General features: G+C 75.5%; 14 protein-coding genes. 8 read left to right on the plus strand and 6 right to left on the minus strand.

Annotation, left to right across the window (positions count from 1 at the left end):
* Window positions 1–77 precede the first annotated feature (77 nt).
* The 3 genes from ABD774_RS04925 to ABD774_RS04935 all read left to right on the plus strand — a co-directional run bounded on the left by ABD774_RS04925 (window position 78) and on the right by ABD774_RS04935 (window position 3883).
* Window positions 78–1703, plus strand: coding sequence for a hypothetical protein (locus ABD774_RS04925; RefSeq protein ID WP_345038319.1), 1626 nt, complete (start codon window positions 78–80; stop codon window positions 1701–1703).
* The gene (locus ABD774_RS04930) at window positions 1700–3178 is read left to right on the plus strand and encodes a GTPase (RefSeq protein ID WP_345038322.1); all 1479 of its coding nucleotides are present in this window, start codon (window positions 1700–1702) and stop codon (window positions 3176–3178) included. Before ABD774_RS04925 ends, ABD774_RS04930 begins: the two co-directional genes overlap by 4 nt.
* Window positions 3179–3307: 129 nt before the next feature.
* On the plus strand, window positions 3308–3883 hold the full coding sequence (locus tag ABD774_RS04935; protein ID WP_345038324.1) for a single-stranded DNA-binding protein: 576 nt from the start codon (window positions 3308–3310) through the stop codon (window positions 3881–3883).
* Window positions 3884–3887: 4 nt separating this feature from the next.
* Here the strand turns inward: ABD774_RS04935 and ABD774_RS04940 are convergent, their stop codons facing one another.
* Entirely contained in the window at window positions 3888–4562 is a 675-nt protein-coding gene (locus ABD774_RS04940; RefSeq protein WP_345038327.1) for an HAD family hydrolase, read from the minus strand.
* 134 nt (window positions 4563–4696) lie between these two features.
* On the opposite strand from ABD774_RS04940, the gene ettA reads away from it, so the two are divergent.
* Window positions 4697–6379 carry an energy-dependent translational throttle protein EttA gene (ettA, locus tag ABD774_RS04945; RefSeq protein ID WP_345038329.1) on the plus strand — a complete coding sequence of 561 codons (1683 nt, stop codon included), beginning with the start codon at window positions 4697–4699 and terminating at the stop codon, window positions 6377–6379.
* A 138-nt stretch (window positions 6380–6517) separates the two neighbouring features.
* A complete protein-coding gene (locus tag ABD774_RS04950) occupies window positions 6518–7036 on the plus strand; it encodes an acyl-CoA thioesterase (RefSeq protein ID WP_345038331.1) in 519 nt (172 codons plus the stop codon).
* Window positions 7037–7125: 89 nt separating this feature from the next.
* Here the strand turns inward: ABD774_RS04950 and ABD774_RS04955 are convergent, their stop codons facing one another.
* The 3 genes from ABD774_RS04955 to ABD774_RS04965 are packed head-to-tail and all read right to left on the minus strand — an operon-like array spanning window position 7126 to window position 9907.
* The gene (locus ABD774_RS04955) at window positions 7126–8142 is read right to left on the minus strand and encodes a DNA topoisomerase IB (protein ID WP_345038333.1); all 1017 of its coding nucleotides are present in this window, start codon (window positions 8140–8142) and stop codon (window positions 7126–7128) included.
* Window positions 8143–8160: 18 nt separating this feature from the next.
* Entirely contained in the window at window positions 8161–8814 is a 654-nt protein-coding gene (locus ABD774_RS04960; RefSeq protein WP_345038335.1) for a GNAT family N-acetyltransferase, read from the minus strand.
* On the minus strand, window positions 8807–9907 hold the full coding sequence (locus tag ABD774_RS04965; RefSeq protein WP_345038337.1) for a BadF/BadG/BcrA/BcrD ATPase family protein: 1101 nt from the start codon (window positions 9905–9907) through the stop codon (window positions 8807–8809). Before ABD774_RS04965 ends, ABD774_RS04960 begins: the two co-directional genes overlap by 8 nt.
* A gap of 165 nt (window positions 9908–10072) precedes the next feature.
* Here ABD774_RS04965 and ABD774_RS04970 point away from each other — a divergent pair, with 165 nt between their 5' ends.
* The 3 genes from ABD774_RS04970 to ABD774_RS04980 all read left to right on the plus strand — a co-directional run bounded on the left by ABD774_RS04970 (window position 10073) and on the right by ABD774_RS04980 (window position 13716).
* Window positions 10073–11038 carry an N-acetylmuramic acid 6-phosphate etherase gene (locus ABD774_RS04970; RefSeq protein WP_345038340.1) on the plus strand — a complete coding sequence of 322 codons (966 nt, stop codon included), beginning with the start codon at window positions 10073–10075 and terminating at the stop codon, window positions 11036–11038.
* Window positions 11035–11925, plus strand: coding sequence for a MurR/RpiR family transcriptional regulator (locus ABD774_RS04975; protein ID WP_345038342.1), 891 nt, complete (start codon window positions 11035–11037; stop codon window positions 11923–11925). The genes ABD774_RS04970 and ABD774_RS04975 overlap by 4 nt, the downstream gene beginning before the upstream one ends.
* 150 nt (window positions 11926–12075) lie before the next feature.
* Window positions 12076–13716 (plus strand): family 10 glycosylhydrolase, encoded by a 1641-nt coding sequence (locus ABD774_RS04980; RefSeq protein WP_345038345.1) that lies wholly within the window; start codon window positions 12076–12078, stop codon window positions 13714–13716.
* 63 nt (window positions 13717–13779) lie between these two features.
* Here ABD774_RS04980 and ABD774_RS04985 read toward each other — a convergent pair whose 3' ends face one another.
* Together ABD774_RS04985 and ABD774_RS04990 are read right to left on the minus strand one after the other, a co-directional pair.
* On the minus strand, window positions 13780–14793 hold the full coding sequence (locus tag ABD774_RS04985) for an acyl-CoA thioesterase (protein ID WP_345038347.1): 1014 nt from the start codon (window positions 14791–14793) through the stop codon (window positions 13780–13782).
* 53 nt (window positions 14794–14846) lie between these two features.
* Window positions 14847–15221 (minus strand): globin, encoded by a 375-nt coding sequence (locus ABD774_RS04990; protein ID WP_248257414.1) that lies wholly within the window; start codon window positions 15219–15221, stop codon window positions 14847–14849.
* Window positions 15222–15279: the final 58 nt, after the last annotated feature.

A 15279-nucleotide genomic window follows, 5' to 3' on the forward strand; every position in this document is an offset into this window, starting at 1 on the left:
GACGACGGCTGAGTCCAACGAGGCCGGTCCCGGCGCGCTTGCGCCAGGAGCGCGCGCCCATCACCGACAATGGGGCGGTGACAACGCTGAACCTTGATCGCCCTGCCGCACCCGGGGACGGTTCGGCGCCGGACGAGGACGGGGCGGGGGCCCGGGGCCCGCGCATCTCCGTCGTCACCGACCTGCAGGCCGACGTGGACCGCGTCGCGTTCCCCCTTGACCTGCCCGGCGCGACCGAGCTGCGGCACCTGCGCGAGCAGGTCCTCACACAGACCGGCGCCCGCCTGCTCCCGCGCCTGCGCCGGTCCGACGCCCCCGCCGTCGTGGTGCTCGGCGGCTCCTCCGGCGTCGGCAAGTCCACGGTCCTGAACTCCCTGCTCGGCGCCGAGGTCAGCGAGGCGGGAGTCCTGCGGCCCACCACCCGCCGCGCCGTCGTCGCGGTCCATCCCGACGACGCGCCCGCCCTGGACGGCCAGCCGCTCGCGGAGCTCGCCACGGTGGTCACGCACCCCGAGGTGCCGGCCGGGCTGGCCGTCCTCGACGCGCCCGACCTGAACTCCGTGCACGCCGGCAACCGAGCGCTCGCCAACCGGCTGCTGGAGACCGCCGACCTGTGGGTCTTCGTCACCACGGCGTCGCGCTACGGCGACGCGCTGCCCTGGCACCTGCTCACCGAGGCGCACGGGCGCGGCATCACCACCGCCGTCGTCCTCAACCGGCTGCCGGGGCGGGTCCGCGTCCCCGTGCGCCGGGACCTGCTCAGGCGCATGGACGCTCTCGGCCTCGGCTCCGCGCCGCTCTTCGTCCTGCCGGAGACGGGCCCCCGGGAGGGGCCGCTCGACCCCGGCGTCGTGGCCGAGCTGAAGGAGTGGCTCGCGCTCGTGGCGGACCGGCACCGCTCCGCGGGGCTCGTGCGCCGCACCACCCGCGGCGTGTGGGGCGGGCTGCGCGAGCAGCTCCTGGCCCTGGCCGCCGGCGCCGACGCGCAGGTCGAGGCGGCCGAGACCCTCCGCCGGCTCGCCGAGGAGGCGGCCGAGGCTCCCGTCCGTGCCCTCACGGACGCGCTGAGCGAGGGCCGGGCCGGACTCGGCGCCCCGGCCACCCGGTGGCTCTCCCTCGCCTCGACCGGCGGGCCGCTCGCCCCTCTGGTGCAGGAGGGCGCCCGGCTGCGCCGCGGGCGCCACGGGCGTGACCTGGCCGCACGCGACGCGGCCGCCGCGGCCCTGGCCGAGGAGGCGGCAGCCGCGGTGTCGCTGGTGATCGCCGACGCGGTGCGGGGCGCCGCCGACGGCGTCCGGCGGGCCTGGGAGCCGAAGGCGCTGGGAGCGCGCGTGCTCCGCACCGCGGTGCCGGCGCAGGGCCGTGCCCGCAGCATCGCCGTCGCCCGCGAGGTCGTCGAGCGGTGGCGCGACGGCGTGCGGGCCGCGGTGCCCGACGACGGGGCAGCGGACGTGCTCGGGCCCGACGGGCTCGCCGGGCTCGTCGTCGCTGCGGCCGCCGGCGTCGCGGGTCCTGCCGGTGCCGTCCGGCGGCTCACCGGCGGCGACGCGCTGGTCGACGCCGCCCGCACCGACCTGGTCCAGCGCGCCGGCGCCGCCGTGCGCGCGATCGTCGGGCCCTACCTGACCGAGCTGGACGCGCTCCCGGTGCAGCCGGGCACCGCGCTCCGGCTCCGGGCGACCGAGCTCAAGGAGCACGCATGACGACCATCACGTCCCGGCCCGCCGACGTCGAGCTGGACGCCGACGTCGACGCCACGACGCTCGCCGAGCGGGCGGACGCCCTCGCGCTCGCGCTCGACGCCGCCGGGGGCCTCGTGGACCCGCTCGAGGCGGCACGGGCCCGCTCCGACCTCGACGCGGTCGCCGAGCGCCTCGCCCTCGGCGGGGACCGCACGGTCGTCGCCCTGGTCGGCGGCACCGGCTCGGGCAAGTCCTCCCTCTTCAACGCGATCTCCGGCCTGCAGTTCGCGGACGTCGGGGCGCTGCGGCCCACCACGGAGGTCGCGGCGGCCTGCGTGTGGGGCGGCGAGGCGGACGAGCTGCTCGACTTCCTCCAGGTCTCCCCGGACCGGCGCATCCAGCGCGAGTCCGAGCTCGACGGCGACCACGAGCGCGCGCTCGGCGGCATGGTCCTCCTCGACCTGCCCGACCACGACTCCGTCGCGGTGGAGCACGCCGTGCAGGTCGACCGGCTGCTGCCGCTCGTCGACCTGCTGGTCTGGGTGGTGGACCCGCAGAAGTACGCGGACAACGCGCTCCACGAGCGATACCTGAGCGCGCTCGCCGGGCGCAGCGAGAGCATGCTCGTGCTCGTCAACCAGGCCGACACCCTGACGCCCGAGGCGGTCAGGCGCGTGGTCGAGGACGTCCGGGGGCTCCTCGCCGCGGACGGGCTGCACGACGTCCGGGTGCTCGCCACCTCGGCGCTGGAGCACACCGGCGTCGACGAGGTGCGCGCGGTCCTCGCCGAGGCGGTCGGCCGGCCCTCGGTGTCGGTCCGTACCGCGCTGGCGGAGGTGGACGCGGTCTCCGCGCGGCTCGCCGACGCGGTCGGGGACCGGGAGGCGGACCTCGACGACGTCGGAGGCGCCGCCGAGGAGCTGGTCCGCGCCGCCGGTGTAGACGCCGTGGCCGACTCGGTGAGGACGGCCGTCGGCGCACCCCGCGGCGGTGCGGTGGCCCCGCCCGAGCCGCCCGCGGAGGCGACGGTCGCCGCCGTGCGTGACGGGTGGGTCGGCCGCGCCCAGGAGGGCCTGCCCGGCGCCTGGGCCGCCGCGGTCGACGCCGCGGTGCCCAGCGCGGCCGTGCTGCGGGAGGCGGTCCTCTCCGCCGTCGGCGAGGTCGCCCTGCCCGCCGCCCGGTCCGAGCGGGCGGGCCGGTTCGTCGCCGCGGCCGCGGCTCTGGCGGGCGGCGCGGTCGTGTGGCTCGGCCTCGCGCTGGTGCTGTCGCTCCCGTGGGCCGCCGCGGCGGTGCCGGCGGCGGCCGCGCTCGGCGCCGCCTGGTTCCTGCTCTCGCGCTCCACGCCGGCCCGGCGCGAGGATGCCAGGGCGGCCGCCGAGCAGTACCGGTCGGCCGTCCTGCAGCGCGTCACCGCGGTGGTGCGCGAGACGCTCGCCGACCCGGCCCGTGACGTCCTCGGCCGGCACCGCCGGCTGCGCACCGCGCTCGGCCGCTGACGCTCCACAGGCCGCGGGGCTGCCGCCGCGTCCACAGCGCCGGGACCGGCGCCTGACCTGGCCGGCCCGGGTGCGGCAGCGTGCGGTTCAGGGCCGGCGCCTGGCCGGCCCGTGAGCCGAGGAGCGAGCATGAGCAACGAGATCCAGATCACCGTGCGCGGCTGGATGGGCAGCGACCCCGTCCGCCACGTCGGGCCGACCGGTGTCACCCTCGCGATGTTCCGCGTCGGGTCCACGCCGCGACTGCGCGACCGCGCCACCGGGGAGTTCCGTGACGGGGACACCCAGTGGTTCACCGTCAAGGCGTGGCGCGACCTGGCCGAGAACGTCATCGCCAGCCTCGGGAAGGGGATGCCGGTGATCCTGCGGGGAACCCTGCGCACCGAGACCTGGCAGGGCGAGAACGGCGAGCGGTCGGCCAACGTCATCTCGGTCGACGCCATCGGCGCCGACCTCGCCACGGGCACCGTGCACTTCGTCAGGACGGTACGCGCCTCGGCGGCGGCGGAGCCGGCAGCCGCGGGACCGGAGTCCGCGGGCGCACCCGCCGCCGGTGGGGACGCCTCACAGGTCCCGGCCGTCGGCCTGACCGGGCCCGACGGGGCGCGCTTCACCGGTCAGGAGCTCCCGGACGACCCGGAGGAGGACCTGACTGACGAGCTGACGGGGGAGCTCGCCGAGGCGGACGGGTACGCCATGGCCTGAGTCATCACGTCCAGAGCCGCGCGAGCGGGGAGTCGTCGAGGCGCTCGCCCAGCTCCGCGACGGACCGGTACACCGCCACCGCGCCGGCGCCGGTGAGCTCGTCGGCGCTGATGCCGCCGGTCAGGACGCCGACGCAGGGCACCCCGGCGCGGCCGCAGGCCTTCACGTCCCACACCGCGTCGCCCACGAAGACGGCGCGCTCCGCCGGGACACCGGCCTTCGCCAGGGCGGCACGGACGAGGTCGGGGGCCGGCTTGGCCTCCTCGACGTCCGCGGCCGCAGTGACGCCGTCGACGTCGACGTCGAGCACCTTGCGGAGGTGCTCGAGCTCGTCCGGGGACGCCGATGTCGAGACGACGACGCGTTGTCCTCGCTCGTGCAGCGCCCGGACGAGCTCGGCCACCCCGTCCAGCCGGCGAAGCCGGTCGGCCGTCCGCCCGTAGTGGTCGGCATGGAGGTCGCGCGCTCGATCGCCGACGTCCTGGGCAGCGTCTTCTCCGAGCAACTCCGGCACCAGGAGCTCGGAGCCCATGCCGATGCAGCGGTGGATGCGCCACGCGTCGACGGGGTGCCCGACCTCGGCGAACGCCCGTGACCAGGCGTCGACGTGGAGGTAGTTGGAGTCCACGAGGGTGCCGTCGGCGTCGAGCAGCACGGCGCCCGGTCCGGAGATTGTCATGCCGAAGTGCTACCGCCCCGGCGCCCGGCCCGCATCTCAGCGGGGAGGAGCGGCCCCGGCTCCGTGGCCTACCCTGGAAGCCGAAGAGGCCGCCCGCCGGGTGGCCGAGAACCACGTACGCGATGCGGAGAGCAGTGGCTGAGTACATCTACTCCATGGTGCGGGCACGCAAGGCCCACGGTGACAAGGTCATCCTGGACGACGTCACCATGGCCTTCCTGCCCGGCGCGAAGATCGGCATGGTCGGTCCCAACGGCGCCGGCAAGTCGACGATCCTGAAGATCATGGCGGGACTGGACACCCCCTCCAACGGCGAGGCGCGCCTCACCCCGGGCTACACGGTGGGGATCCTGCAGCAGGAGCCGCCGCTGAACGAGGAGAAGACCGTCCTGGGCAACGTCCAGGAGGGCGTGGCGGAGATCCTCGGCAAGGTCCAGCGCTTCAACGAGATCGGCGAGCTGATGGCCGACCCGGACGCCGACTTCGACTCCCTCATGGACGAGATGGGCAAGCTCCAGACGGAGATCGACGCGGCCAACGCGTGGGACCTGGACTCCCAGCTCGCCCAGGCGATGGACGCCCTGCGCTGCCCGCCGCCGGACGCCGACGTCACGGTGCTCTCCGGCGGTGAGCGCCGCCGCGTGGCGCTGTGCAAGCTCCTCCTGGAGCAGCCCGACCTGCTGCTGCTCGACGAGCCCACCAACCACCTGGACGCCGAGTCCGTCCAGTGGCTCGAGCAGCACCTCTCGAAGTACCCCGGCGCCGTCATCGCCGTCACCCACGACCGGTACTTCCTGGACCACGTGGCCGAGTGGATCGCCGAGGTCGACCGCGGCCGCCTCTACCCGTACGAGGGCAACTACTCCACGTACCTGGAGAAGAAGGCCGCCCGCCTGGAGGTCCAGGGCAAGAAGGACGCCAAGCTCCAGAAGCGCCTCAGGGAGGAGCTGGAGTGGGTGCGGTCCTCGGCCAAGGGCCGGCAGACCAAGTCCAAGGCGCGACTCGCCCGCTACGAGGAGATGGCCGCGGAGGCCGAGCGCACCCGCAAGCTCGACTTCGAGGAGATCCAGATCCCGCCGGGCCCCCGCCTGGGCTCTGTCGTCATCGAGGCGAAGGACCTGCGCAAGGGCTTCGGCGACCGTCTCCTCATCGACGGCCTGTCCTTCTCCCTGCCCCCCAACGGGATCGTCGGGGTCATCGGCCCGAACGGCGTCGGCAAGACCACGCTGTTCAAGACGATCGTCGGCATGGAGTCCCTGGACGACGGCGACCTCAAGATCGGCGAGACGGTCAAGATCTCCTACGTCGACCAGTCCCGCGGCGGTATCGACCCGAACAAGACGCTCTGGGAGGTCGTCTCCGACGGGCTCGACTTCATCCAGGTCGGCAACGTCGAGATGCCCTCGCGCGCGTATGTGTCGGCGTTCGGCTTCAAGGGCCCGGACCAGCAGAAGCCGGCCGGGGTCCTCTCCGGCGGTGAGCGCAACCGCCTGAACCTCGCGCTCACCCTCAAGCAGGGCGGAAACCTGCTGCTGCTCGACGAGCCCACCAACGACCTCGACGTCGAGACCCTCGGCTCGCTCGAGAACGCCCTGCTGGAGTTCCCGGGCTGCGCCGTCGTCGTCTCCCACGACCGCTGGTTCCTCGACCGCGTCGCCACGCACATCCTCGCCTGGGAGGGCGACGAGGAGAACCCGGCGAAGTGGTACTGGTTCGAGGGCAACTTCGAGTCCTACGAGCAGAACAAGGTCGAGCGGCTCGGCGCCGACGCGGCACGCCCGCACTCGGTGACCTACCGCAAGCTCACCCGCGACTGACCTGCCCGGTCCTGGCTCTCACGCCAGGCTGGACGGACCGACGCACGACGGCCGCCGCCGAGCACGCTCGGCGGCGGCCGTCCCTGTGTCCGCACCCGCGGACCCTAGGCTGGCGGCGAGCACCGACGAGAGGAACCCATGGCACGCCTGACCATCCCGCTGCACATCAGGTGGAGCGACATCGACGGCTACCAGCACGTCAACAACGCCAAGATGTTCACCCTCCTGGAGGAGGCGCGCATCGCGGCGTTCTGGGCGTCCGTCCCCGGGGACGCCCGCCTCGACGCCGTCGGCGGGGGCGTCGACCCCGTCCACCACCCGGCGCCGGACCGGACGCCGGGGACGAAGATCCTGGACACCGGGCCGGGCTCGGGCACCAACACCTACATCGCGCGGCAGGAGATCGAGTACCTGGCGCCCCTGCCGTACACGCTGCGGCCGATCGAGGTGCAGCTGTGGATCTCCCACCTCGGCGGCGCGAGCATCGACGTCTGCTACGAGATCCCCGGAGTCGACGGCGAGCCCGCAGTGCGCGCGATGACCACACTGGTCCTCATCGACGAGGAGACGGAGCGGCCGCGGCGCATGACGCCGGCGGAACGGGCCAGCTGGGAGCCGTACCTGGACGAGCCGGTCCCGTTCCGGCGCAGGCGCTAACGCTCGCCCGCCGCCCGCCGCCCGCCGCCCGCCGCCCGCCGCCCGCCGCCCGCCGCCCGCCGCCCGTCGCCCGCCGCCCGCCGCACCGCTCACCCGAGCAGCTCGAGCACCGCTCTCTCGACGGCCCCGTGGGTGTCCGGCGGTGCCGGGTCGCCCGGGTTGTCCGCCCGTCGCGCCAGGCGCAGGTCGATGGTGCGGCCGCGCTCGGCCAGGTCGAGCACCCGCGAGTCGATGTAGGAGGACCGGCTGACGGCGGGGGTGTTGCCCAGGTACTGCGCCACGGCCTTCACGGCCTCGCGCTCCGCCCGCTTCCGTGCGGTGCGCGTGGTGGCGCCCGGGGCGCGGACCGCCAGCTCGAGCGCGGCGAGCACGGTGCCGTGCCAGGTGCGGAAGTCCTTCGCCGACGCGTGCGGGCCGAGCCGCTCCTTGACGTACTCGTTGATGTCGGCGCTGGTCACGTCGACCCACTCGCCCCGGCGGCGGTAGGCGAGCAGCTCCTCGCCGCCGCCCCGGCGCCGGCGCATCATCGTCAGCGGCTCCACGAGGGCCTCGTCGCGCAGCACGAGCCGCCGCGACTGCCCCGACTTGGCGAGGTAGGCGAACGTCATCTCCCCGTCGCGCGCGATGCGCACGTGCCGCTTGAGGAGGGTGGCGAGGCCGTAGGAGCCGTTGTTCTCCGCGTAGGTCTCGCCCCCGATCCGGAAGAAGCCGATGTCCAGCAGCCGGAAGGCGGCCGCCAGGGCGCGCTCGCGCGGCATGCCGCTGCGGGCGAGGTCCATCGTGACCTGACGCCGGGCGGCCGGGAGCCGGCGCGCGAGGTCGAGCACGCGCTCGTGCTTGGCCGCGTCCCGGCTCTCGCGCCAGGCGGGGTGGTAGAGGTACTGGCGGCGCCCGGCGTCGTCGGTGCCCACCGCCTGGATGTGCCCGTTGACGACGGGGCAGATCCACACGTCCCTCCAGGCGGGCGGGATGACCAGCGCACGGCAGCGCGCCAGCACGTCGGGATCGGTGACGCGGCTGCCGTCGACGTCGAGGTAGACGAAACCGCTCCCGGCCCGGCGCCTGGTCAGGCCCGGGCGGTCGACCCGCACCCGCCGGAGTCTCACGCGTCACCTCTCACGGGGTCAGTGTGGAGGCGCGTGCGGCGTCGCGCTCGCCGACCCCAGCGGCAGGCCGAGCAGGAGGACGTCCGACCGCTGCTCGAGCAGGCGCATCCCCAGGTGCCGGTAGAAGCCGACCGCGCCCTCGTTGGCCGGGTCCACGCCGAGATGCACGCCCGCCGCCCCCGCGGCGGCCAGCGCCGCGAAGACGGCCTCCAGGAGCCGGCGGCCGTGGCCGCCGCCCTGCGCCTCCGGCAGCAGGTCCACGTGCAGGTGCGCCGGATGGCCGGCGAGCCACGCGCCCCTCGTGCGCGTCCCGGCGTGGACGGTCCGCACGAGCCGGGCGTCGGGGGAGTCGTCAGCCGGGTCCGGCAGGGGGTACCGGGCCCGCAGCGGGGGCCACCAGGACTTCTCGCACGCGTCCTCGAAGGCCGTCGTCGACGCGGTGGCGACGGCGTAGCCCACCGGTTCGCCGTCCGGGCGGCGGAGCACGCGCGCGAGACCCGGCTCGAGCGCGAGGTAGGCGCCGAGGTAGACGTGACCGAGGAGCTCCGGGTCCCGGTAGAGGCCCGTCGCGTCCCCGCCGACGTCCCCGGTGCGCAGGCAGATCTCGTACAGCGCCGCGCGGTCGGCCGGGCGGTACGCGCCGACGGCGAGCCCGGGCCCGTGCTCAGCCACGTGCCGCCCCGACGGCGGAGGTCAGCGCCGCGACGTCGGGCAGCGCCCATCCGGCCCGGTCCGCGGCCAGGCGCAGCGCCCCGACCACCGGCGCAGCCGCATCGTGGACGCGCGGGCCCCGGGCGGCGCGGTCGTCCGCGCGCGCGTCGTCGGCGCGCTGGCCGCCGGGCGGGCGCAGGCCGGCCAGGACTCCGTCGCGGACCGGACCGGGCCGGGTGAGCACCGAGCCCGCGAGCACGATGTCCGCCGCGCCGTCGGCCACGACGGACAGCGAGCGCAGGAGCCCGGCGACCCCCTCGGCCACGATGCCGTCGGCGACGGCGGAGCCGGCGGCCGCGCACCCCGCCACCGTCCGGGCGAAGGAGCCCAGCTCGGCGGGGGACCGGGTGTCCGTCAGGCGCACGAGGTCCTGGCGCGGGTCGCCGGTGCCCGCGGCCTCGGCCGCGGCGGCGCGCTCCGCCGCCGCGGGCGTCAGCGCGGTCGCAGGGGCGCGCCCGTCGAGGTGGGCCGCCGCGGCACGCAGGCCGGCCAGGGCGAGCCAGACGCCGGAGCCGACGTCGCCGAGCAGCCATCCGAGCCCGTCGGACCGGGCCCGCTCGGCGAACCCGGCCACCCGCAGGGCGACGGCGCCGGTGCCGGCGAGCAGGAGCGCGCCGTCGGGCCCGGGCGCCCCGGCCGCATAGGCGACGACCGGGTCCGTCACGACCTCGGCGGTCGCCGGGGCCGGGAGCCCGGTGCCCGGCAGGGCGTCGTGGAGGAGGGCGACGGCGCGGTCCCGGCCGGCGGGCCCCGCTCCGGCGATCCCCGCCACGAGCGCGTCGACCTGCCAGGGCCGGGCGCCCAGGCGTGCATCGGTCCGCGCGGCCGCGGCGGCGAGGACCGCCCGCAGGTGGTCGAGGACGGTGCCGGGGGAGGAGCGGAAGTTGGCGCCCGGACCCTGGACGACGGCGAGCACGGCACCGTCCGCGGCAAGGACGCCCGCCGTCGAGGAGGTCCCGCCCACGTCCAGACCGACCACGACACGCAGCGCGGGGGTGGCGGCGGCACGCGGGGTGGCGCCCGGCTCGGGGGCCCGCTCGGTGTTCGGAGGCACGCTATTCCCCACCTCGCTCGACGGTGGTAACTTTCCAACTTGGGTCGGTGGATGGAAGTTATCACCAGACCGGTTCCTTCCACCCCATCGAACCACCGCCCGGTCCGCGTGTCCGACCCGGACCGCAGCAGTCCCGCGCGACCCGAGCCCGACCCTGGAGCCGCCATGAGCCGGACCGACAACGACTGGCGTGAGGTCATCGGCCTGCGCTCGCCCACCGAGGAGCGCAACCCCCGCACCGTCGAGATCGACCAGCTGCCGGCCCGTGAGCTGGTCGCCCTGGTGATGGCCGAGGACCGTAGCGTGCTCGACGCCGTCGCGGCGGCGGCCGGGCCGGTGGCCCAGCTCGTCGAGCGCGCGGTGCGGGCGATCGCCGCGGGCGGGCGCGTGCACTACGTCGGCTCGGGGACCTCGGGGAGGCTCGGTGTCCTCGACGCGGTCGAGCTGCTGCCGACCTACGACGTCGGGGAGGAGGCCTTCCGCGCCCACCTCGCCGGCGGCGAGGGGGCGATGATGCTGGCGGTCGAGGGCGCCGAGGACGACGCCGGGGCGGGCCGGACCCTCGGCGAGCAGTTCGGCCCCGACGACCTCGTGGTGGGGCTGACCGCGAGCGGCCGCACGCCCTTCGTCGGCGGTGCGCTCGCCGCGGCACGTGATCGCGGCGCCGCCACGGCGCTGGTCTCCACCAACCCCGCCGCCCCGCTGGCCGGTTCGGTGGACGTCGCGGTCCTCGTCGACACCGGTCCCGAGGTGGTCACCGGATCGACCCGCATGAAGGCGGCGACGGCGCAGAAGCTGGTCCTGAACACGTTCTCGACCGCCGTCATGGTGCGCCTGGGCAAGACCTACTCCAACCTCATGATCGAGGTGCGGCCGACCAACCAGAAGCTCCGGGCGCGGACCGTGCGCATGCTCGTGCAGGCCACCGACCAGGAGCCGGCGCGCTGCGCGCGGGTGCTCGAGGAGGCCGGCGGGCGCGTCCGCGTCGCGCTCGTGGCGCTGCTCGCGGGCAGCACGGTCGAGGCCGCGGCCCGGGCCGCCGAGGAGTTCCCGCCCGACCCCGCCCGGGCGGACGACCCGGCCGGGGTGCGCTCCGCCGTCGCCGCGCTGAGCGGGGCGGGCGTGCGGTGAGCGAGGTGCCGCTCGCGGTGCGGCTGCGGGGGCTGCTCGACGACCTCCAGCCCTCCACCCGGCGGGTGGCCGAGCTCGTGCTCGCCGACCCGGAGCGCGCGGCGGGCCTGACCATCACCCAGCTGGCGGAGGCGTCCGGGACGTCCCAGTCGACCATCGTGCGGCTGTGCCGGGAGGCCGGGCACGACGGGTACCGGCAGTTCCGCCTCGCCCTGGTCGCCGACCTCGGCCGGCGGCAGGGCGAGTCCCGCCCCGCCGAGATCACCGGGGACATCGCCGAGGGCGACGACCTGGACTCCGTGGTGGCGAAGATCGCCTTCGCGGACGCCCGCGCCGTCGAGGACACGGGCCGTGCGCTGTCGGTGCCGGAGCTGGAGGCGGTGGTGGACGCCGTGGTGGCCGCCGGCCGCACGGACATCTACGGCGTGGGCGCCTCCGGCATCGTCGCGGCGGACCTGCAGCAGAAGCTCCACCGCATCGGGCGCGTGGCGTTCTCCTTCCCGGACGCCCACCTCGCGCTCACCTCCGCCGCGCTGCTGGGGGCCGGCGACGTCGCGATCGGCATCTCGCACACGGGCACGACCGTCGACACCGCCGACGCGCTCGCGATCGCCCGGCGCAACGGGGCCACGACCGTGGCCATCACGAACGCCCCGCGCTCGCAGATCGCGCTCGAGGCCGACCACGTGCTGCTCACCGCCGCGCGGGAGACGACGTTCCGCTCCGGGGCCACCGCCTCGCGGCTCGCGCAGCTGACCGTCGTCGACTGCGTCTTCGTCGGCGTCGCCCAGCGCACCTTCGCGGCGAGCCAGCGGGCGCTGGAGGCCACCCGCGACGCCGTCCGCGACCGGCGCGGGGAGCACCGCCCCCGCACCGCGCCGCACTGAGGCCCGCCGCGCCCACCGACTCTCGCCGTCACAGAGCAGGAAGGAGCCCACCGCGGGGAACGCCCGCCAGGCCCGCCGCCCGATGACGCGCGCCGGGCCCGCCTCGCGCAGAGCCGCGCGAGCGAAGGACAACTCGAGAGGAGCAGGACGATGGGACGACCGACCGCACGGACGATCGCCGCACTGGGGGGTTTTGCACTTCTGCCCGCACTCGCGCTCGCCGCGCCCGCCGCCGCGGGCACGGCAGCGACGGCCGGCACGCCGACCACGGCGCACACGCCGGCCACCACAGACGCGTCGGCGACCGCAGACGCCGCGGCCACGACGCAGGCCGAGGGCCCGCCCGAGCAGTGGCGCGGGTACTGGGTCGACGCGTTCAACGCAGGGATCTACGACGCCGGGCAGGTCACCGACCTGGTGGCTGACGCCGAGGCCCTCGGCGCCAACGTGCTGGTGGTCCAGGTGGGCCGCCGGTTCGACTGCTTCTGCAACGACGCACTCTTCCCGCGCACCGACGCGTTCGTGGACCCGGCGCCGTACGACCCGCTCGCCGAGGTGATCGAGCAGGCGCACGCCGCGGGCATCGAGGTCCACGCCTGGGTCAACGCCACGACGCTGTGGAACTCCGCGACCGCGCCGAGGTCGCCCGAGCACGCCTACAACGCCCACGGCTTCGCCGCCGCGGGCGAGGACCGGTGGCTGAACAAGCGGGCCGACGGCGTCGAGAAGGTGGGCAACAACTCCTTCATCGACCCCGCGAACCGGCACGCCGTCGACTACGTGGCCGACGCCGTCGCCTCCATCACGCAGAACTACGACGTGGACGGCGTGAACCTGGACTACATCCGCTACCCCGACTACAACACCGGCGACTTCGTCAACGACTGGGGCTACTCCGAGGTCTCCCTCGCCCGGTTCGCCGCCGAGACCGGTCGGACGGACGTCCCGGCCCCGACCGACGAGCAGTTCAGCGACTGGCGCCGCGACCAGGTCTCCGGTCTGGTGCGCAAGATCTACCTCGCCATGTACGAGGTCGACCCGAGCGACCGGCTCAGCGTCAACGGGATCACCTACGCCTACGGGCCGGGCACCTACGGCGGCTGGGAGGGCACCCGGCCCTACCGCAACGTCATGCAGGACTGGAAGGGGTGGCTGGAGGAGGGCATCGTCGACACCGTCACGGCGATGAACTACAAGCGCGACTGGGTGCCCGCCCAGGCGCAGATGTTCGACGAGTGGACCGAGGCGCTGGCCGACTACCGCGCCGGCCGGCACGTCGTCAACGGGCCGGCGCTCTACCTCAACGACGTCGACAGCTCGGTGGCGCAGGCCCGCAAGACCCTCGAGGCGGGCCTCGACGGCTGGATGGGCTACTCCTACGCGAACGCCACCATGGCGGCCACGGCGTCCGGCGACGCCGCGGTCAAGGACGCGGAGCGGGCCGCGCTGACGGTGGCCCTGCGCGCCGACGTGCTCGCGGACGACGTCGTCGTGCCCGACATGACGTGGAAGTCGGCCCCGACGACCGGGAACGTCTCCGGCACGGTGACCCTCGACGGCGGGGCCGTCGCCGACCAGGCCGACGTGGTGCTCCACCCGGTGGACGGGCCGGGGGAGAAGGTGCTGGCGCGCACCGACGGCTCGGGCTGGTTCGGGGCCGTGGACCTGGCGCCCGGCCGTTATCGCGTGCAGGTGGTGGAGGCGGGCGCCGAGGGGACCGCGTCGGCGTTCGTCACCGTGCGTGCCGGCACCGTCGCCGAGGTGGCGGTGCCGGCAGACACGCTCGGCTGAGCCCCCCGGGTGCGGCAGGGACGGGCGCCGCGGGCTCGCCCGCGGCGCTCGCCTCCGGCGCCCTCAGCGCAGGGACGGGCGCTTCCACTCCTCGTCCGGGCGCGTCACGGAGGCCGGCCTCTCCGCCGACGGGCGCCGGCCGGGCTCGGCGTCGTCGGGGACGCGGACCATGCCCTCCTGGGCGACGGTCGCCACGTGGGTGCCGGCGGTGTCGAAGATCTTGGCGATGCCGAGCCCGCGCCCGCCCTGCGCCGAGGGCGACTCCTGGACGTAGAGCAGCCACTGCCCGACGTCGAGCGGACGGTGCCACCACATCCCGTGGTCGAGGCTGGCCACGCTCAGCCCCGGCGTCCGCCAGCTCAGCCCGTGGCGGCGCAGCACCGGCTCCAGGAGCACCTGGTCGCAGGCGTACGCGAGCAGCGCCCGGTGCTGCAGCTGGGTCAGCCCGGCCGGCAGCGGCGAGCGGGAGCGCATCCACAGCATCTGCGCGTCGGTCCGCTCGCCCGCGCCGCGCAGGTAGATGTCCTGCTCGACGTGGCGGATGTCGAACGCGGCGGTGGAGGACATGAACTTCGCGGCGGGGTGGTCCACCTCGCCGAAGAGCGTCAGGGCGCTGCGCAGGCCCTCCGGGTCGGGGGCGTCGGGCGCCGCGGCGGCGTGCTCGCGTCCCGGCTGGTCCTCCTGGTAGGAGCTGATGAGGGAGAGGATCGGCTTGCCCTGCTGCAGGGCGTGGGTGCGCCGCGTGCTGAAGGACCGGCCGTCGTGCAGCCGCTCCACCGCGAACGTGATCGGCAGCTCGACCTTCCCTGGCCGCAGGAAGTACCCGTGCACCGAGTGCAGCTGGCGCCGGCCGTCGCCGTCGTCGGGCAGCGTCGCCGCCGCGGCCAGCACGGACTGGGCCAGTACCTGGCCGCCGTAGATGCGCCCGCTCAGCTGCGGCAGGGAGGTCCCCGCGAACTCGTCCGGCCCCAGGCGGGTCAGGCGCAGGGTGCTCAGGACCGTCGCCATCGGCTCGGCGTCGGTCTGCGGGACGTCCAGCACGGCGGCGGCGTCGGGGGCTTCGGGCAGCTGGGGCATGACGCTCCTCGGTGGTGGGTGGGCGGACGGTCGTCTGCGCGCGCGGCGGTAGGTCAGATCAGGCTGCGGCGGCCCGGCTCGGGCGTGTTGACCATCGCGTGCGCCGCGCGCTCGAGGTAGTCCCACAGCAGCGTCTCGAGCTCGGGAGCGAGCTCCAGCTCGTCCACGCCGACCCGCATGTGCGCCAGCCAGCGGTCCCGTGCCGCCGGCGTCACCGGGAAGGGCAGGTGACGACGGCGGAGCATCGGGTGCCCCCGCTGCTGCGAGTACGTGGTGGGCCCGCCCCAGTACTGCTCGAGGAACATCGTCAGGCGCTCCTCGGCGCCCGCCCAGTCGTCCTGCGGGTACATCGGGGCGAGCAGCTCGTCCTCGCGCACGCCCTGGTAGAACCGGTGCACGAGCCGGGCGAACGTGGGGTGCCCGCCCATCGCCTCGTACACCTGGGCGAGATCGGCGTGGGTCGGCTGCTGCGCTGTCACCGTCCCA

This window comes from Georgenia daeguensis (genome assembly GCF_039537705.1).
Taxonomy (GTDB): Bacteria; Actinomycetota; Actinomycetes; order Actinomycetales; family Actinomycetaceae; genus Georgenia; species Georgenia daeguensis.